Here is an 18,407-nt window from a genome sequence, read left to right as displayed (position 1 = left end):
GGTGTTCCTCCGTCTATACGGTGAGAACGTTATTCTGTTCAGGTTGCATGGTTGCATCTGTCTGTAAAATGACCGTTTTCACAATGAAAACAGATTCATTTTTATTATTCCTACCTGTTTAGTAAGTTATATACGTATAATAAAGGCAGTCTATATACCTGTCAAACGTTTTTTCCGATTTTTACCGTATTTCTGGGCTATTGGCAAAAAAAGAGGAACAACGAACCATCGTCCGTTGTTCCCTTCAGCGAATCCTATGCTTCGCTGACTATTGTAAACATGAACGGAATTGGACGGCCACACCTTGTCCATTCCTCATCTGCCTGCATACCGGATATTCGGTACGGGTGGTGTGTTCATGCCTTCCCCTAGATAAAAACCGGTGTGCGGCGGTTGATTGTAGGCTACATTTTGCCAAGCGATGCCAAGACGGTACACTGGATCATGCATCAGCGTGTAGATGCGTTTGTCCGTAACTGCTGTTGTGGTATAGATCCGCAGTGCTGAGCTGTCATTCGTCCGCCATACCACTTCTTCTCTCCAGTCCCCGAACAGATCGGCCTGCAGATTCGGCGTAGACTTGGTTCCGTTGTTCGAAGATACGCCGGAAGCGGTGAGCAGGTTCATCGTTGTGTTATTGGCATAGTTCCACTTATCGATTCGGTTGCTGTCCAGCAGTTCACGAAGCAAATCACCATCCCACCAGATCCCAAAATTCGTGGAGGAAGGTAGGGTTGTTCCTAGTTTCTGCCCTTTGGCCGTATACAGACTGCCGTCTGCCCATACTTCGGCACCTTTATATCTTGGATCGATATCTGCCGCCATGCCGCGTCCAATATCCTTTGTTGTTTTGACTCCCCAGATTAATTGACCTGTGCCTGCATCCCGGAACTCCACTCCGGCATTGGACGGTGTCTCATGAACCTGAAATACCTCAAGTCCAGGGCGGTCCGGGTCGAGGTCACTCAGATGCATGGCATCGCCATGATGAAGTCCTGTCGTGTACAATCCTTTGCCGTTATCGTCCACCGCCATCGCACCATAAACGATCTCGTCTTTCCCATCTCCGTCTACGTCCGCCACACTCAGATTATGATTGCCCTGCCCGGCATAACCCGAGTTACCGGAGGTATTGGAATCAAATGTCCATTGTTTGGTTAGCTGTCCATTCCGCCAGTTATAAGCTACCAGTACGGTACGGGTGTAGTACCCACGCGCCATGACCAGACTTGGGCGCTCTCCATCCAGATAAGCAATGGCAGCAAGGAATCGGTCCACCCGGTTGCCGTAGTTGTCTCCCCAGTCGGACACATTGCCGCGCGCCGGTTCGTAGTTCACCGTGGAGAGTGCTTTGCCGGTCTGCCCATTGAAAACCGTCAGGAATTCGGGGCCAGATAATACATAACCGCTGGAATTGCGGTAATCCTTGCTGGCATCACCGATGACCACCCCAGTACCATCCTTTGTGCCATCGGCTGTTTTCATCGCAACCTCGGCTTTGCCGTCACCGTCGAGATCGTACACCATGAATTGGGTGTAGTGAGCGCCGGCACGGATATTTTTGCCCAGACTAATTCGCCAGAGGCGTGTTCCGTTTAATTTGTAGGCATCGATAAACACTTCCCCGGTATAACCGCTCTGGGAGTTATCCTTGGAGTTGGAGGGGTCCCACTTCACGATCAATTCATACTCACCATCACCATCCAGGTCACCTGCACTGGCATCGTTGGCACTGTAGGTGTAGGCTACTCCATCAGGCGTTGTCCCACCTGCGGGTACACTAAGCGGTACGGACAGATAATTATTGCCCCATACGCTCGCTGCCGCTGAAGCAGCCTGCTCCGTTCCACTCACTACAGCGCGAACCGTGTATTTGGAACTGCTTGTCCCGCTTGCATCCTGAAGGTTGGTGCTGTTTGTTATGGGCGTAGCGTTCACTTTGGTTCCATCCCGATAAACGTTAAATGATACATTCGAACCTTCCGTACCCAGAAGCCGCCAACTGACAAACACACCTGTCCCGGTCTTCACAGCCACCACACCGCGATCCAGATATTCCATCTGCCTCGCACCCGCTGCATGTGTAACCGGCGTGTTACCAAGGCCAAGCGAAGTCACCAGTAGCACGGAGCTCAGCAGGGACACTCCCGCTGTACGTAATGTGCGCTTCCACAATGATGAACGATTTCCCATAAACAATTGCCTCCCCAATTGTATTGGTAAGCCCGATGCCCTTGTAGCGCCATCTTTTATGTAAGCGCTTTAATATATTTATTTTAAATTAAACATATAATTCCATCTATAGGTCTAATTTAGTAATTGGATGGTTGGCATATGAAAAACGCCAAAGGATTTCTCCTTCGGCTAGCCGTTGCCCGTTCTTCGAATTGCTTCAGTCGACTGGAACCGCAATCAACTGACTCACGGATATGGGACGATTCCCATGTTAGCCTAAAAAAGCTGTAAAACCATGTGTTTCTCCATGATTTCACAGCTTATAGACCACTTTTCAGATGTAATATTCCACTTTCACTTCACCGTATTACATCTTATACTACAGGCGCAATACATACCGGACGAGGCAGTTCCAGCTTGAATCCATTATGCGTCAGACGTCCGTCTTCTTCGCTGATCTGGAAACCTACGAGGTTATTGCTGTCCTGATTCGCCACGACCAGAATCCCGCCTGGCAAAATATTAAAGTTACGTGGTGTCTGCCCAATCGTGGATGTCCACTCTACGGCTTCCAACTCGCCGCTCTCCTGATCAATATGATAGAGTACGATGCTGTCATCTCCCCGATTGGATGCATACAGGAAACGTCCACATGGAGATACACGAATATCTGCAGCCGTACCCTCTCCTTTATGCCCTTCTGGAAGTGTGGAAATGTGCTGCACCGTAGTGAACTCCCCTCTGCGCTCATCGTACAGGAATGCCGTGACCGTGTTGTCCAATTCGTTGATCACATAAGCCCACTTCGAGTTGGGATGGAACACAAGATGTCTTGGCCCTGCGCCCGGTGGCTGATCCATCTCACGATGGGTAACCAGACGTCCCTCTTCCAACCGATACACAATGATCTGATCCAGACCGAGGTCACATACGACAGCATACTGCCCGGAAGGATCTGGTTGAATGGAGTGTGCATGCGGCCCTTCCTGGCGTTCTTCGTTGATTCCACTTCCCGTGTGCTCCACCCATGCACTCATCTCACCAAGCGTCCCCTGATCGCCAACAGGAAATACATTGACACTGCCGCTGCTATAGTTGGATGAGAACACCCACTGACCATCCGTGGAGACAGACACATAACATGGAGAAGCCCCTCTGGTCTGTTTTCGATCCATCAAGTGCAGCTCACTCGTTGCCGCATCTCTCCGATAGACCAACACCTCTCCCTCGTCCGTCTCACTCGCCACATACAGACAGTTTCCATCCGGGCATAGTGCCAGATAAGACGGATTATCCACACCATCCATGTGATTGACGATTCGCATCTCTCCTGTATCCGCATTCAACGCACATAGGAATATTCCTGGTTCATCCGCTGACGCATACGTACCTGTATAGAAAAGTGTTTCCTGAGTTGTGACTGGTTCCATATCTAATCTCTCCCTTATCCTGTATATTCACTGTTCTGATTCTTCCCACTGATATGTACTTACCCAATTCACAGGCAACTGCTTCACTTCCTGTAACGTGGCTTTCTAAATCGATAACAACCCCGGTGAGCGCTCTCATATCCGTCATTGACTCCCTTATCCCCTCTCACCATAATACAAAGTATGAGACCTAACAACAGACCACCCCTACAGCGTAAATCTGACGGATTTCGTATGCAAAAACTCATTGTGCTTCCAGACTCACTGCTGCAAGAAACCGCAGCTTATCCAGTCACGTCCGGACTATATGTTACCGATATCGGTTATTTTCACGAAGCGGAGCATCATTACCGTGATCGTCCCGATGGTTGTGAATCACACATTCTGATGTACTGTGTCCAAGGCACAGGCTGGTATACGATGGATGGCAGCAAGACATATGATGTCAGCGCGGGAAACCTTGTCATATTGCCTGCACATGTTCCTCATGTGTATGGTGCCAACACAGCTGAACCATGGAGCATCTTCTGGATTCATCTGCGCGGGGAACACGCTTTAACTTACATAGAACCATTGTTAACCCATCATATCACTACCATGCCACCGGCCAAGGCTCAAAAATGGCTTGAGCTTTTTCATGAATGTTACTGCGCACTAGAGACAGGTTACTCCATGCAGACGATGACATATGCCTCCCAGATTATCGGTTATATGCTTGGTATGCTCGCTTATGGACCGGAGACGACAGGAACAGATGGTGGGATCGTGAGCAGCAAACGTGCGGCTGAACAATCCGTTCAATATATGCTGGAGCACCTGGAGAATGGAATCACCCTCAAGGAACTGGCGGCTCACGCGCGACTGTCTGTCCCTCATTACTCACAGTTGTTCAAGCAAGCTACGGGGCATTCGCCCATCGATTATTTCCTACGGCTTAAGATTCAGCATTCCTGCCGCTATCTGGATTTTACCGATTGGACCGTGAAGCAGATCAGTTCCGAGCTTGGATTTAAAGACCCGTACTACTTCTCCCGTCTGTTCAGCAAAATGATGGGACGTTCACCCACAGATTATCGAAATAAATCCAAAGGTTAGAGGCAGTGCCTTCACTTAGCCCTTTCTAAATGATTATGAATTCAGTTGGAAAATTGCAGCAACCTTTTGAACAGAAGGGTCGTCTATAGGAGCAAATAACTTTTATATAAAGGGATCATCCCTGGAAAAGTGAGGCGAACCTATCATGAAAAAAAATATACTTGCTACATTAACTGCTGGAGCTCTACTCACGCTGTCTCTAAGTGCAGGCCCGATCAACGCTGCGCAGGCCCAATTCACGGATATTCAAGGGATCGCAGGAGCAGACAAAATCGAATCTCTCCATCAGGATGGATTCATCAAAGGTGTGAGTGACAGCTTGTTCAAACCTGAACTGGAGTTAAATACCGCTCAGGGTATTCAACTGATTGCGGACGGACTGAATCTGAATCTGGACACGATCCGTTTTATCAAACAGCCGCTACCAAGTGACCACTTCTCTCATGTAAAAGATGGCGTTTGGTACAGTGATGCATTTATCCGCGCACAATATAATGGCATTCAGATGTCACAGGATATCGATCCGTCCAAACCGCTTACTCGTGAACAATTCACACTGTTCCTGATGCAAGGCATCGAGGCCAAAGGCGGTCTGCCGATGATTAATATCAAACCTGTGGACATTACCGACGAACAGGAACTTACGCCAGAGTATCAAGGTGCCATTCAGCGTTCACTCGTTCTCAAAATCAATGAACTGGATGCCGACGGAAACTTCAATCCCAAACAAACGATTACTCGCGCTGAAGCAGCAGTGATGATGTTTAACGCAATCGAGTACATGGAATCGTTCCATGCACCACAAATCCCGGAAACACCTGAGAAGTAATCATTTCATGGTAGGAGCTAAGAACTCACTTGAGTGGTGAATCCGCTCGATTGGAGTCACCGTTAGTAGACTTTTCCATACAACCTCAATATGCCAAACAGCCGCACCTTCCCTCAACAGGAAAGTGCGGCTGTTTGTATTATACTTATATCACTGATGCAAAATCATCAGATTTAACTTTCTAACTTAGAAAGAACCTTTAACAACAACCTCAGACAACGGTAAACGTCCTGACGGGCGAGCTGGCTGTGCAGCTTTACCTACAGTAATCAACAACGTAGGCACAAATCGTGCAGGAATGTTGAATGTTTCGATCAGTTTTTGTGGATTATATCCACCGATTGGACATGTATCGTAACCCAGGGAGCGTGCAGCAAGCATAATATTTTGGGAAGCAAAAGATGCATTGCGGATCGCTTCATCGCGAGCGATCTGCGGGCTTTGGTAAGCACCGTTGATCTGTCCAACCAATGCGTCACGAACCTCAGCAGTCAGTGCGCCTGCTTCAACAGCTTGATCGTAGATTACGGTGTTACGGTTTGCTTCCAAATCTCCAAGAACAGCAATCGTAACTGAACTTTCCACGATCTGACTTTGACCGTAAGCAACTGGCAGCAATTTCGCTTTGTCTGCTTCGGATTCAATCACGAGGAATCTCCAGTGTTGCAGGTTCCATGAAGATGGTGCTTCCGCAGCTGCTGTCAGAATCGCATTGAGATCAGCTTCAGGCAATTCAAATCCTTTTTCGTACTTTTTGACAGCATGGCGTTCGCTAATAACGCGAAGTGTTTCATTTTTTTCAATGCCTGACATGTGTTCCACTCCCCAGAATCTAATTTGTTTATACTTCTTTTACTTTCGCAAGGTGATCTTGAAGTATACTCTACCAAGGATTTGCCTTCCGAAAATAACATCAGCGCAGACGATCTCTCCCCATCTGTGTTCACGTTATGCCCGGAATCGCCTGAGAACATCAATGGATCTTTCACCGGAGCACACGCCAATGCCATAACTTGTCCAACCATGCCTGACTAAACCAAGGCCATGTCATGAAGGACCATTCGTTGTGGACTCCGTCAGGACTTCTCCTTTGCAGGCAATCCATTTAGCGACAAGGTTATCGCTTCCCCATGACCTATGCGCTCTTTCACATCTTGAATGGATATACGGTCAAAATAAGCGCTGAGCGCCTCTTCGCCTCCGTTATATATGTTCCCCATCACATCTTGCATATTGGAAGATACCACGCACGATGAACCGGACTCCCCTGAGCACCAGTTGGGACCGAGTGAACCACCAGCTACCAGTCTGTACAATTCTCCCAGCTTGATCTCTTCACTTGGACGGCTAAGCAAGTACCCACCATGAGCACCTTCCTTGGTCGTCAGGTAACCATGCTTGCGCAGAACACTAAGTACCTTACGGACTCTGGCCGGGTGTGTACCCACACTCTGGGACAAATCTTCACTATTGGCCATACACTCATCTCTCATCGACAGAAAAACAAGACAATGCACCGCTATGGTAAATTCGCTGTTCATAACTTACTCCTTCCCGGCTTACAACACCGATGAACTCCAACCCAAGGTAAGTATAACTGTCATTATATGAATAACAGTTATGTTTGTCAACTTTCACCCAGCATGGAGATCAAACGTGATTTTTCCTGTTATACCAATACTTACAGCTCATCAACACAATTAAGCTAGGATTAACATCCCGTCTTCCATTTAATCCAAAAGAACAAAAAAGTGAGCCTTTCGCTACGCGAAGGGCTCCAATAAGATAGACATATGAAAGGGCTTACGTGATTATTATAATCGGTAATCTTCAATTTGAAAACGCTTTTTTTGTAAAGTGCATCATTATTTTAAATTTTTTTTATTTGAATAAAATGAACGACATGTATTGCTAAAACTAATGACATTAGTTATTATACTAATACCATTAGTTTTAAGGAGGGTTCAACGATGCGCATTACCCGAGAATATGATGTCGTTCAAGTTTCGTTTTTTCCAAGACTCTTCCCTGTGAACGTATACCTGGTCGAAGAGGAAGATGGATTAACCCTGATTGATGCCGGAATACCGTTCAGTTTTAAGGGGATTTTGGCAACTGCCCAGTCCCTTGGAAAGCCCATTACCAAGATCATTCTGACTCACGCGCATAGCGACCATATTGGTGCATTGGATCGTCTCAAAGGGGCAATGCACCAAGCCGAGGTTTTCATCTCCAGACGGGATGCCCGGCTATTGGCGGGTGATACTTCCCTTCTTCCCGGTGAGCCACAAACTCCGGTACGCGGCGGAGTGCCTAAGCCCAAAGCGGTGCGAACCCAGCCAAACCACTTGCTGGATGACGGTGAGCAGATTGGTTCACTAGTCGCCATTGCCTCACCAGGCCATACGCCGGGGCATATGGCCTTCATGGATACGCGCAGCCGCGTGCTCATCGCTGGCGACGCGTACCAGCTGCAAGGCGGCCTTGCCGTATCCGGCCGCGTGCGCCCGCTCTTCCCGTTCCCCGCGCTGGCGACGTGGAACCGCGAAGCGGCTCTGGCCAGCGCGAAGCGTCTTGCGGAGCTGGAACCGTCCGTGCTGGCTGTAGGCCACGGACGGATGCTGCGCCAGCCCGCTGCCGCCATGCGCGCGGCAACCGCTGATGCACAGCAGCGGTTTGATCTTGCCGGAGGGCAACTATGAGCCCCCGGCAAGGGCTGGATCGCGGCGCTCTGCTCAGCGCCGCGATCCAGCTTGCTGACAGCGACGGCTTTCAGGCGCTGACACTCGCCGCGTTGGCACAGCGGCTGGATGTGCGCTCGCCGTCGCTCTACAACCACATCAGCGGACTTCCCGGGCTTCGCCAGGAAATGGCGCTGATGTCCGTACAACAGCTCAGCCGCGCATTAACCGAGGCTATCGCTGACCGCACAGGCGACGATGCCATTCAGGCCATCGCTGCGGCATACATTGGCTTCGTCCGCGAGCACCCCGGGCTCTACGAAGCCTCATTTCATGCCCCGGACCGCGAGGAGCCACAGCTCGCCGCGGCCAGCACAGCCACACTGGAGTTGCTGCTGCACAGCTTGCAGCCCTACCCGCTAACCGAAGCGGAAGCATTGCACGCCGTTCGTGGTTTGCGCAGCCTCTGCCATGGATTTGCCTCCATTGAGGCACAGGGCGGCTTCGGCATGAACTTTGATCCGGACGAAAGTCTGCGTCTGACCGTATCCGCCTTCCTGCACGGACTCCGGCATCTTCACGAAAACTAGTACGCACGGGTTGTATCATGAAAAAGGACTGCAGATCCTCTGCAGTCCTTTTTACGTTGCTGTTCCACCTTCTTGCCAAAATCTAACGAACCCAGGACACTCTATAACGCCAATTAGAGCGGATAGAAAAATCTAACGAACTCCACACATCCTATTTCGCAGAAAACTGGCAGTAGGACAGACAAAATGAGCATATTCCGTCATTTAACGTGTCTGTGATTCGTTAGATCTACCAACGTAGCAAATTAGGCCGAATAAGACGTGCTAAGTTCGTTAGAGTCTGCTACATATGTTACTTCAGTTCATGATGCCATAGCGGCATCGCATTACACATTGCAATTCAATTTCCGCCTGATACATATCGTGCTCCGCTCAAAACTCCTGCCCCTCACATCTACGCGCTTCTCTAATATGTACATCTCCCGGTCCTCACTCCAGAAGAACGGCCTTTCACTACCTGCTCTCCATCCGAACGTTTTTCTTTACACCCACCCTATGGCCATTGCTGCCGTCCATCCTGCACTTCATTCAAAATATGCTTCATCACTGGCACGTACACCTTCCAGTAGAACATGTCAGGGATATCTTTCTGATCTGGCGTAAGCTTGGACCGGACGACCTCCCATCCCCGGATTCGGCGCCAGAAGGAATAATGCTTCATCTCACCAAATGACCCTGCCATGTAATACGACCGATTATAGTCATCGTAGCGGACAAGTGCAGCAAATTCCGCGGGTATTCCTGCATTCCCCAGTTTCTGCTCGCCTGCCTTCGTCAAATCCGTCTTATACCAGGCCAGTATGGAATTCTTCTGTTGCGGCACAATGATATCGAACCAGCCATTGTAATGTATATCCTGGGTTATACCGCTCCAATCGCTGCCTTCCGGTGTAAATGCAATCTGTATATTGCCTGTCTTCACATCCGGACCTTTCTCCAGTACCATGACCTGTCCATCCATATGTATCAGCAGCATACCTGCTCCGGAATATGACCATTTCTTCTTCTCCCGCTGCTCATAATTCGCCCGAACCCACCGGGGGACTTCTTCTATACTTTGCAGATTAGATACCGATTTCCCTTGCCATCCACTGCTGTTCACTCCCAAACTGGGATACAGTTGCTCCCTGGTCATCTTCGAAGCCGTATTTGCCAAGGCACTGTATTCGGCGACAATCGTTACCCCTTTATACGCAGCCTCGCGGATCTTCTGCACATCATATATCGTTAATCCTTCATAGATTCCGCCTTGTTTCCCTGCACTCTTCTGTGCAGACAGACTACTGCGATTCGCCGTCAAATAGATCAGATCCGTGTCTGTCACCTCATCAGGCAGCATTTGTTTCATTCGTGGAAGCCCGTCCTGAAGATCATAGCCGTAATAATCCTCTTCATACGAGTAGTATTCCCCTGTGTGCTGTACAATCTTCTGTTGATTCAAAAGCCAGACCAATCCCTTGTGCCCCTGATAGGACAAGTCCGGTCTGCTCTTGTCAATAATCATAATGTTCAGTGGAACAGGGGCCTGAGATTGCCACATAATCCAGGGGACAACCAGCACCACCGATACCACTGTAAAACAAGCCAGCGTCCACATCGTGGCTGGCCTGTAACTTTTTTTCATAAAGCGTATTCCTCCTTGCTCTGTTCCAAGGTATTGTCAGGATCGGTCGTTAGATTACCCTAATCCATGTCTGCTGTCCTTTTCCTCTGCCTTCCGCAATCCCATAGCCTGCAAAATGCCAAACATACGGAATATATTGTTCAGCGGTCTGAACCAGAACGTCTCCGAACAAGCATACAATAACAGACGCGTCACTGCTCTGGACGTGTACGCTTTGCGTGAACACCATACTTCGAACATTACCATACCAGCGGACAACAGTGAACCATAGAGCGTGAGCAGCAAAGCGAGAATGATGCATAGGTTGATATCCACCAACTGTAGCCCTATGCCTGCAATGAACAGCAAAATCGCTCCCAGTTCCATCACAGGCCCCAACAATTCGATCAGAATAAAATAAGGGATGGATACCATCCCCATCCAGCCATAGGCCGGATTAAAGATCATGCTCCGCTGAGTCCATAGACTGCTTGCAAGCTGCATGTGCCAACCGATACGCTGTCTGCACAGCTGACGCCATGTACCGGGTACTTCTACCCTGCAGATCGGATCGGGAATATATATAATACGGCCATGTTCCCGGATCTGCTTCATATGTTTCTGTAACCGCATCACCAGTTCCATGTGAGCGACCTGGTCGTCGCGCTTGTAACCCCCAACTTCCAACACCCGGTTCTTTTTGAATACACCGAATACTTGGGCCGTAAATAAAAGCACATTAATGTTGTAACGAACAAGTCCCACACCACTAATCAAAAAAGCACGCACGTATTCAATGGTCTGCATTACATACAACGTACTGCCCGTAAGTCTTGTGCTGTTATCCGTTAAATCTGCATGATCCGTATTTCTGGGGGCCATGAGATCTAATCGTCCACTACAAGCAACGACCTCTTCTCCTGGGAGAGCATCCATAACGGGTTTCATAATCTTCACCAATGCATCCCGTTCCAGAACTGTCCAGGGTCCAACAGAGGCGATATAAGGATATTGCGAGATATTCAGGCCTGCATTCAGGGAGTCCATTCGTCCTCCATATTCCTTGTCGATCACAATCAGACGATGATGCAACCTGGATTGGTAGACACATTTAATCTGAGCCGTCTCCTGGCCGAGTCCCGAATAATGAACTTTACTCCGAATGGGCACTAGATCATAGGTTTCTATTAACCGTGGCATTGTTCCATCCTCTGATCCATCATTAATGATAATAACCTCATAGCGTGCATACTGAATATCCAGCAGACAATTAATTCGCTGTATGATCGTATTCTCTCTATTACGCATCGGGACAAGCAGGGATACCGCAGGAGCCAGTTCTTCATCCAACATCTCATGATATTGCAGCGGGTCCAGATCCCTCTGGCGAATCAATGTGCGAGCGGCAGCAACTACCAGAACACTGCACATCACAATCGCTAACACCAGATAGATAAATACCCCCTCGTAACATGCCAAAACAAAACTCTGCAACATCTCAATCCATCTTTCGTCCATACTGCATCCTTTCCAGCGTTTCCTCCGCTATCTGCCTTGCATATTTATCCGGATGGTTTACAGCCGTTTCCCGGAGTTCTTCAAGTCCCTGCTCGTACCGGGCAAGAGAATTCGCCGCTTCCTGTCGGATCTGAAAAGAAGGATCACCCATCATTATCTTCAGTCTAGGAATAAAAGCATCCGCATGAACAGTACCCATAAGCCGGGTCACTGTTAGTCTTTCCGAGCGTTGCCTTTCCTCACCAGATTCGTTCCATACCAGCAATAGCCCCTTCAGCAACTCTTCACGCCCTCTGCCCACTTGAGCCAATGCCTGATAAGCGAGGGTACGCAGCAGCGCATCCTCTCCAAGAATGAGCTTCTCCAGTAGAACAACAGCACCCTCCGTCTGGTCATCCCGAATACGAATGGCATGGACGATATTACACTGGACCTGATAAGGTACATCCTTGAAATGATCCTTCAGACGAGTCCAGGATGAATCGGTAAGCAACAACAGAATCTGCAGATACTGCGAATCGGACCATACATATTGCTCACGCAACAATTCCTTCACGATTCTGAAATAACCGGTTCGGGCATATATGCGCAAAATGATGAAGCGTTCAAGCGGCGTACAGGAAGTAACCCGCAGCATATCCTCTAACCTGGGCAGAAGCTCTATCATATGAAACTGTTCAATATATAACAACGTGTTAACCCGTTCACTCCACTTTCTCGTCTTCAGAACCGACCGGTATGAACTTCCAAAGACTTGCCAGGATAACAGACGAATTCGCAGAGTCTCGTGCTCTACCGGACCTTGAGCAAGCCGTTGCAATAACAGCTGCTGCAAAACGCTCTGTTGATCTCCACTCATATTCAATAAGTCTACTTTTACTTCTCCTTGGCCCAAATACCGCTGTAACACCGAATCTTCGGAAAGTAATTCCTGCATCAGCGCTGTCTTAACCTTTTCCCTGCGCCTACTGCTATATTTCATCCATAAGATGTAACCGTAGATAACCAGCAAAAAAACTAGTACACTTGCACACACAAGGCTGACCAGATGTACTAACCAATCTGTATTACCCATAAGCCACCCTCTATGATGTGAGCCGATAAGCTTGATATACATCCATTGTTGTCCAATCATTGCATGATTTCCCCTTAATCGAATAAACGGCCTTACAACGGGCACAATAATACAAAATTTTCAAATGCACCCTGTGAATACATATCGGGTATATGATACACTAAGCTTTCTATCGGCTTTCTACGTTTGTGATATAATAGGAACTGAAAATTCCGGCAATTCGTACTGGGTTCCGGATCTCCGGATAACATATTATTCCAGAAAGAGGGAGTTCTACGTGGCTCAAATCAGTCCGTACTACCTGCAAATCGGAGCAACCGTGGGCATGCTTGTCATGGCACTGCTTGCCATCTTCATCCGCATGAAAGCCAGTCACAGACCGGTGACCATTCGTAAAATCCTTATTCCTCCGCTCGGCATGAGCACAGGATTTCTCATGTTTGTTGTACCTGAGACTCATGTTCCTCTACTCTGGGCATTCATTGCGTTTCTGGTGGGCTGGTTCCTCTTTTCCTATCCCCTCATTCGCAGTACACGGTTTGAACGAGTAGGTGAAGAAATTTTTGCCACACGTTCTCGCAGCTTTGCTTTTATCTTGCTTGGATTGTTGGCCGTACGCCTGATCCTGCATGAAGTCATCCAGCGATATGTAAGTATTCCGCAAACGGGCGGATTGTTTTTCCTGCTGGCTTTTGGCATGATTGTACGCTGGCGTGTATATATGTACAAACACTACAAAGAAGTGCTGGTCGCCGAACACTAGTCACCCTACATAGACCACGCACAGATTTACAGATAAAAAGACACGTTCTGCTGCACCCTCGGTGTGCAGAACGTGTCTTTTCGTTTTCAACCTAATTTGTACATGTAAACCATTCAATATCTATTCAGGATCTGCAACCTTAACCAGCTGCTTGCCCAGATTATCTCCCGAGAAGAGGCCCATGAATGCTTCCGGCGTCTGTTCGAAGCCGTCCACAATGTTTTCTTCATACTGGATATGACCTTCCTTGATCCATTTCGCCAACTTGGCGCGGCCTTCTTTGAAGGATTTCGTATAGTCACCCAGCAGGAAACCTTTCATTAATGCTGTATTTGTTAACAGCAACGTCTGTGGACGCATGCCTATATCCGGTTTCTCCAGATTATAGGATGAGATCTGACCGCATAACGGAATACGTGCATTCCGATTGATGTGGCGCAAGACTGCATCCGAGATGTCACCGCCCACATTGTCAAAGTAGACATCTACACCATCCGGGCAAGCCCGTTCAATGGCCGCTGACATATCCTGCTCCTTCTTGTAGTTCAACACCACGTCGAAGCCCAGCTTTTCTTTCAAATAAGCGCATTTCTCATCAGAGCCTGCAATACCAACCACGCGTGCTCCCACAATTTTACCAATCTGACCTGCAATCATGCCAACCGCTCCGGCTGCTCCCGATACAACGACCGTTTCGCCGTCCTTCGGTTTGCCGATGTCCTCCATACCAAAATAAGCCGTCAGACCCGTCAGGCCTAGCGCACCCAGGTAAGCGGTGATTGGTGCTTCTTCCGTATCGATCAGCGACAGATCCCCCGTATTCACTGCGGCATATTGCTGCCAGCCCCACATACCGGATACGAGATCTCCTTTGCGCAGATTGGGTTCCGAAGATTCTACAACCTGCCCAATGGCTCCACCCATGATCACTTCATTTAACGCGTACGGTGCAGCATAGGACTTTGTATCTTTCATGCGGCCCCGCATGTACGGATCGACCGACAAATATAATGTACGTACCAGAACTTGCCCAGCTTCCGGTTCAGGAAGAGGTGCATCAATGAAGTTGAAATTCTCTTTGGAAGGGGCACCTTCGGGACGAGACGCAAGTACGATCTGTTTATTTAAAGACACCAAAATTACCTCCTTGTTGCCAAGTGGACGCAAGGTTAACCCTTGTCAGCTGAGATCACTTACCACTGGCTCTGTGTTATCACTTCTTAATAGTTTAAACCGAAACAGGCGGATCACAAACGTGGGCCGCCTTGAAATATGCAAATATCGTCACATTGTAGCTGCTTTTGGCTATTATTGTGCTGTCAAAATCACTGGACCATCCGCCGTAATCGCAATCGTATGTTCATACTGGGCAGACAGACTTCCATCCATAGTACGAGCAGTCCATCCATCTGAATCCAGCTTACTTCGGAACGTACCAATATTCAGCATTGGTTCGATCGTAATAACCATGCCTTCCTTGAGACGCGGACCCCGATGAGGCGGACCGTAGTGAGGGACTTGTGGTTCCTCATGCATCTTCTCACCAATGCCGTGTCCAATAAACTCACGCACAACCGATAGGCCTTCACCTTCTGCATAGACTTGAATCGCATTGGAGATATCTCCGACCCGGTTGCCCACCACGGCAAGTTCAATGCCTTTGTACAGAGAGTTTTTGGTTACATCCAGCAGATGTTGTGCTTCCGGAGTCACTTCACCTACAGCATATGACCAAGCCGAATCCGCCAGCCAGCCATTTAGATTAACCACCATGTCGATTGTAACGATATCGCCGTCTTTCAGTGCATATTTTCCCGGAAACCCGTGACAGATCACATCATTAACCGACGCACATGTCGCATATTGGTATCCGTTATATCCCTTTTGTTCCGGCGTAGCGCCATTTTTCTTCATAAAAGCTTCTGCAAACTGGTCGATCTCCTGTGTCGTAATGCCTGGACGAATCATCTTTGCAATTTCTCTATGGCATGCGGCGAGAATTTCTCCGGCTTTTTTCATATATTCAATCTGTTCTTTGGTCTTCAATGTAATCATAATAACTACTCCTGTCCGTTAAAATCTTATCCTGTCCTCTATTGTAACGCTAAACACTCAAAATAAAAAATTCCGCGCAATCAGCAACATCCTATTATACGCCAAGCGCCTGTCCAATGAATACAATTATCCATGAAAAAATCGAAACCCCTTCTGATCTAGCCACGTATATGCTTAAAACAGTTGAAGTCGAAAGGGTGAAAGCTCATGTTCAAAAAGATTATCGGCAAACTTATCGATTCCAAATCTTCATCTCACCGCAAACGTTACAGCTCCTCGGACAGGCGCTCCTATAAACGTCACAGCAGTTCTTCAGGCAAGCGTTCCTACAAGCGCTATTCTTCTTCAGATGTGAAATACCGGGACAGCCGCAGTGGCTCCGGGTATTACAAAAGCAGAAAATACAGCTCCAGCTAAGCTGCTCTCACGACTGCTTTTAAAGAGCAATGATCGTGCCAGCTTATTAGACGCTACAATAAATGAATATGTAATAAAGGGGTGTTCGCTAGCCGTACTTACGGCCAGCAGAACACCCCTTTATTTGTTTCTATATAGCAAAAAGGAAAAAGACCCCTATAGATATCATACGAAGAGGTCACGGATAACAAATATAGGTCCACCTACAGAGCTTATTTCATTGTAATTTCAGCAACACATTCGCAATCTCCGCCTGTAACTCTGTCGCCCCACCCTCATAACCTGGACGGAGTCCAAGGAGTCGCTCCAGCATCTGGTGCAATTCCGGCGTAAGCTTAAGTTCCTCCTGCCAGCTGGCGGGTTCACGGCCCTTCTCTGGCTCATAAGCCGAATACAGCATGAAGAGAAGAAAGTGGCCGATATCCTGCAAATCATGATCCGGTGTAGCCCGCTCATCTTCAGGCTCAGGGACTTCACGCATACGTCGCTTCAGCTCCGGCAACAACGGCTCCCCCAAGCGTCTCGCCAGGCCAAAGTCAATTAGATGTACCGCCCCTTCACGTAAAATAACATTGGGAATCCGCACATCTCCATGAATATATCCCTGCTCATGCACATGAGCCACCGGAACCAGCAGTTGTCCTGCCAATTCCAGACATTCCCGCTCCGTATATCGAAGACCTTGCTCAAATATGCAATCTTCCAGCGTCTGTCCACGAATATACTCGGTAACGATATAACTTCGTCTCCCGGATGTGAACACATCCAATAGATCAGGGATCGCCGGATGATGCAGACGCCTCATCACGTCCGCCTCCCGCTCCAACAGGTGCGCAGAGAGTCTGCCCTTGCTAGGTTTGGACTCCTTCAACGCCACTTCCCTGCCATTCTGGTCATCTGTACACAGGTATGTCAGCCCATAGCTCCCCATACCCAGCAATTCCTTTATTGTATAACGCTCAGCAATGGTCGTGCCTTCCCGCCGAGGACGATCCGTCCATAGTCCGAGCAATCTTTGCCAACTTCGTCGCAGCTCCACAGATCCTCCCACGCCAGCTTCCTGATCCACTCAGTCTTTATCTATACTGAGCAGTCCGCTGCCAGTCTTCATGTTGTATGGAGCTTATTATATCAGGCCCATAATGCAAAATCACGATGAGCAAGAGCCTGTCATTCAAGCTTCCTTATGCTTCTTGGGTAGGAACCCGAACAACATACGCAGGGATACTCCTTTTGGTTTGCGTTTTCTTCCCTGGAAGCTGCGCAAGTTGGTCACGAGTTCGCGATCTCGCTCTTCCTCCAGCTTCTCGTTCATCCACAGGCGCTGTTTCTCCATCTGTTCCTGGAGCGCCATATGTGTCTCCGCCAGATGCTGAAGGGTCAGCTCCAGTTCATCGACCCGCTGTTGCAGCAACTGTACCCGATCATCCTGCTGTTGTTCTACAGCACCATAAGTCACCTCACTTACCAGTTGCCCCAGACCTTCATAGGATCTCAGATTACCCATTATTTCAGGTTCTTCAGGGAATACGGATGACATTGATGTTGCTGCACATTCCGACTCTGACAGACCTTCGATCCCTACCTCAGGTACATCTACTTCTACTACAGCTACAGGTACTTCTGGAGCCAATACAGTCACCACAGCATCAGCCAGGGGTAGATTATGCTCTCTGAGTTCAGTCATCAGGCGTTCAATGCATTCGATGTCGTCGGACTTGAATAGTCTGGATTTGTTGGCGGAACGTTCGAACCGGTATCCCTGCTCTTCCAGTGCCGCCGCATATTTACGAAGAGTACTGGCACCTATGCCCAGGCTCTTGGCCGTTTCCGTCGTTGCTCCTGCTTCTTCAATCATCATTAATTCCCTCCCGGAATGAAGTCTTTTGGGAATCAATTTCATAATACCTTTAGTGAGTTATGAAATTGATTCTTGGATAAAAACATTATGGCTTCAGCGTTCCTTTTTTTTGGAACCGTCATCGGATCGGGGCAACCTGTCTCATGGATCAAGTATGGCTTATCTTTTGCTTGTCCGTATGTATTCGTCAGCTTCTCGGCAGATCCCTTTGGCGGTTTTGTTCTGTTTCTGCGGATTCCTAAGAAGTTTTGTCAGGTATATGATCCGCACAAATAACCCCCATTCCGACAATGAGCATGAATGCTGTCATGTCGA

The 18,407-nt window shown here is 48.4% G+C and carries 18 protein-coding genes; 7 read left to right on the top strand and 11 right to left on the bottom strand.

Annotation, left to right across the window (positions count from 1 at the left end):
* Positions 1–315 precede the first annotated feature (315 nt).
* Together BLS69_RS27110 and BLS69_RS27105 are read right to left on the bottom strand one after the other, a co-directional pair.
* The gene (locus BLS69_RS27110) at positions 316–2,193 is read right to left on the bottom strand and encodes a rhamnogalacturonan lyase (protein ID WP_091038233.1); all 1,878 of its coding nucleotides are present in this window, start codon (positions 2,191–2,193) and stop codon (positions 316–318) included.
* Between the two features lie 356 nt (positions 2,194–2,549).
* On the bottom strand, positions 2,550–3,605 hold the full coding sequence (locus BLS69_RS27105; protein ID WP_091038231.1) for a lactonase family protein: 1,056 nt from the start codon (positions 3,603–3,605) through the stop codon (positions 2,550–2,552).
* A 234-nt stretch (positions 3,606–3,839) separates the two neighbouring features.
* Between BLS69_RS27105 and BLS69_RS27100 the strand changes: the two genes are divergently transcribed.
* Positions 3,840–4,700 (top strand): AraC family transcriptional regulator, encoded by an 861-nt coding sequence (locus BLS69_RS27100; protein ID WP_176873067.1) that lies wholly within the window; start codon positions 3,840–3,842, stop codon positions 4,698–4,700.
* 145 nt (positions 4,701–4,845) lie between these two features.
* Positions 4,846–5,529, top strand: coding sequence for an S-layer homology domain-containing protein (locus BLS69_RS27095; protein ID WP_091038228.1), 684 nt, complete (start codon positions 4,846–4,848; stop codon positions 5,527–5,529).
* A gap of 186 nt (positions 5,530–5,715) precedes the next feature.
* Here the strand turns inward: BLS69_RS27095 and BLS69_RS27090 are convergent, their stop codons facing one another.
* Positions 5,716–6,342 (bottom strand): nitroreductase family protein, encoded by a 627-nt coding sequence (locus BLS69_RS27090; protein ID WP_076215923.1) that lies wholly within the window; start codon positions 6,340–6,342, stop codon positions 5,716–5,718.
* A gap of 263 nt (positions 6,343–6,605) precedes the next feature.
* Positions 6,606–7,070, bottom strand: a complete 465-nt coding sequence (locus tag BLS69_RS27085; protein ID WP_091038227.1) for an RrF2 family transcriptional regulator — start codon at positions 7,068–7,070, stop codon at positions 6,606–6,608.
* Positions 7,071–7,499: 429 nt separating this feature from the next.
* On the opposite strand from BLS69_RS27085, the gene BLS69_RS27080 reads away from it, so the two are divergent.
* Positions 7,500–8,231 (top strand): MBL fold metallo-hydrolase, encoded by a 732-nt coding sequence (locus tag BLS69_RS27080; protein WP_091038225.1) that lies wholly within the window; start codon positions 7,500–7,502, stop codon positions 8,229–8,231.
* Complete coding sequence (locus tag BLS69_RS27075) at positions 8,228–8,800, top strand: TetR/AcrR family transcriptional regulator (protein ID WP_091038223.1); 573 nt, start codon at positions 8,228–8,230, stop codon at positions 8,798–8,800. Before BLS69_RS27080 ends, BLS69_RS27075 begins: the two co-directional genes overlap by 4 nt.
* A 493-nt stretch (positions 8,801–9,293) precedes the next feature.
* Here BLS69_RS27075 and BLS69_RS27070 read toward each other — a convergent pair whose 3' ends face one another.
* Genes BLS69_RS27070 through BLS69_RS27060 form a run of 3 tightly spaced genes read right to left on the bottom strand, consistent with a single transcriptional unit; the run spans position 9,294 to position 13,056 of the window.
* Positions 9,294–10,424, bottom strand: coding sequence for a hypothetical protein (locus BLS69_RS27070; protein ID WP_091038222.1), 1,131 nt, complete (start codon positions 10,422–10,424; stop codon positions 9,294–9,296).
* 54 nt (positions 10,425–10,478) lie between these two features.
* On the bottom strand, positions 10,479–11,921 hold the full coding sequence (locus BLS69_RS27065; protein ID WP_091038220.1) for a glycosyltransferase family 2 protein: 1,443 nt from the start codon (positions 11,919–11,921) through the stop codon (positions 10,479–10,481).
* On the bottom strand, positions 11,902–13,056 hold the full coding sequence (locus tag BLS69_RS27060) for a HEAT repeat domain-containing protein (RefSeq protein ID WP_091038218.1): 1,155 nt from the start codon (positions 13,054–13,056) through the stop codon (positions 11,902–11,904). The genes BLS69_RS27065 and BLS69_RS27060 overlap by 20 nt, the downstream gene beginning before the upstream one ends.
* Positions 13,057–13,273: 217 nt before the next feature.
* On the opposite strand from BLS69_RS27060, the gene BLS69_RS27055 reads away from it, so the two are divergent.
* Entirely contained in the window at positions 13,274–13,759 is a 486-nt protein-coding gene (locus BLS69_RS27055; RefSeq protein WP_176873064.1) for a CcdC family protein, read from the top strand.
* Positions 13,760–13,879: 120 nt separating this feature from the next.
* On the opposite strand, the gene BLS69_RS27050 is transcribed toward BLS69_RS27055, so the two are convergent.
* The gene (locus tag BLS69_RS27050; RefSeq protein ID WP_091038216.1) at positions 13,880–14,893 is read right to left on the bottom strand and encodes an NADP-dependent oxidoreductase; all 1,014 of its coding nucleotides are present in this window, start codon (positions 14,891–14,893) and stop codon (positions 13,880–13,882) included.
* 174 nt (positions 14,894–15,067) lie between these two features.
* Entirely contained in the window at positions 15,068–15,814 is a 747-nt protein-coding gene (gene map, locus BLS69_RS27045; RefSeq protein ID WP_091038215.1) for a type I methionyl aminopeptidase, read from the bottom strand.
* A 207-nt stretch (positions 15,815–16,021) separates the two neighbouring features.
* On the opposite strand from map, the gene BLS69_RS27040 reads away from it, so the two are divergent.
* Positions 16,022–16,231, top strand: coding sequence for a hypothetical protein (locus BLS69_RS27040; RefSeq protein WP_017690946.1), 210 nt, complete (start codon positions 16,022–16,024; stop codon positions 16,229–16,231).
* A gap of 217 nt (positions 16,232–16,448) precedes the next feature.
* Here BLS69_RS27040 and BLS69_RS27035 read toward each other — a convergent pair whose 3' ends face one another.
* On the bottom strand, positions 16,449–17,270 hold the full coding sequence (locus BLS69_RS27035; RefSeq protein ID WP_143023636.1) for a serine/threonine protein kinase: 822 nt from the start codon (positions 17,268–17,270) through the stop codon (positions 16,449–16,451).
* A 135-nt stretch (positions 17,271–17,405) separates the two neighbouring features.
* Entirely contained in the window at positions 17,406–18,092 is a 687-nt protein-coding gene (locus BLS69_RS27030; protein WP_091038212.1) for a hypothetical protein, read from the bottom strand.
* Positions 18,093–18,164: 72 nt separating this feature from the next.
* Here BLS69_RS27030 and BLS69_RS27025 point away from each other — a divergent pair, with 72 nt between their 5' ends.
* On the top strand, positions 18,165–18,368 hold the full coding sequence (locus BLS69_RS27025; protein ID WP_143023635.1) for a hypothetical protein: 204 nt from the start codon (positions 18,165–18,167) through the stop codon (positions 18,366–18,368).
* The last annotated feature ends 39 nt before the right edge of the window (positions 18,369–18,407 follow it).

It is taken from the genome of Paenibacillus sp. CF095, assembly GCF_900101225.1.
GTDB lineage: Bacteria > Bacillota > Bacilli > Paenibacillales > Paenibacillaceae > Paenibacillus.
Note: the sequence above shows the minus strand (reverse complement) of the source record. Positions and strands in the feature narration are given on the sequence as shown.

Coding starts and splice junctions, on each gene's coding strand:
- BLS69_RS27110 (WP_091038233.1), bottom strand. CDS start 2,193: ATGGGAAATCGTTCATCATTGTGGAAGCGCACATTACGTACAGCGGGA.
- BLS69_RS27105 (WP_091038231.1), bottom strand. CDS start 3,605: ATGGAACCAGTCACAACTCAGGAAACACTTTTCTATACAGGTACGTAT.
- BLS69_RS27100 (WP_176873067.1), top strand. CDS start 3,840: ATGCAAAAACTCATTGTGCTTCCAGACTCACTGCTGCAAGAAACCGCA.
- BLS69_RS27095 (WP_091038228.1), top strand. CDS start 4,846: ATGAAAAAAAATATACTTGCTACATTAACTGCTGGAGCTCTACTCACG.
- BLS69_RS27090 (WP_076215923.1), bottom strand. CDS start 6,342: ATGTCAGGCATTGAAAAAAATGAAACACTTCGCGTTATTAGCGAACGC.
- BLS69_RS27085 (WP_091038227.1), bottom strand. CDS start 7,070: ATGAACAGCGAATTTACCATAGCGGTGCATTGTCTTGTTTTTCTGTCG.
- BLS69_RS27080 (WP_091038225.1), top strand. CDS start 7,500: ATGCGCATTACCCGAGAATATGATGTCGTTCAAGTTTCGTTTTTTCCA.
- BLS69_RS27075 (WP_091038223.1), top strand. CDS start 8,228: ATGAGCCCCCGGCAAGGGCTGGATCGCGGCGCTCTGCTCAGCGCCGCG.
- BLS69_RS27070 (WP_091038222.1), bottom strand. CDS start 10,424: ATGAAAAAAAGTTACAGGCCAGCCACGATGTGGACGCTGGCTTGTTTT.
- BLS69_RS27065 (WP_091038220.1), bottom strand. CDS start 11,921: ATGGACGAAAGATGGATTGAGATGTTGCAGAGTTTTGTTTTGGCATGT.
- BLS69_RS27060 (WP_091038218.1), bottom strand. CDS start 13,056: ATGATTGGACAACAATGGATGTATATCAAGCTTATCGGCTCACATCAT.
- map (WP_091038215.1), bottom strand. CDS start 15,814: ATGATTACATTGAAGACCAAAGAACAGATTGAATATATGAAAAAAGCC.
- BLS69_RS27040 (WP_017690946.1), top strand. CDS start 16,022: ATGTTCAAAAAGATTATCGGCAAACTTATCGATTCCAAATCTTCATCT.
- BLS69_RS27030 (WP_091038212.1), bottom strand. CDS start 18,092: ATGATGATTGAAGAAGCAGGAGCAACGACGGAAACGGCCAAGAGCCTG.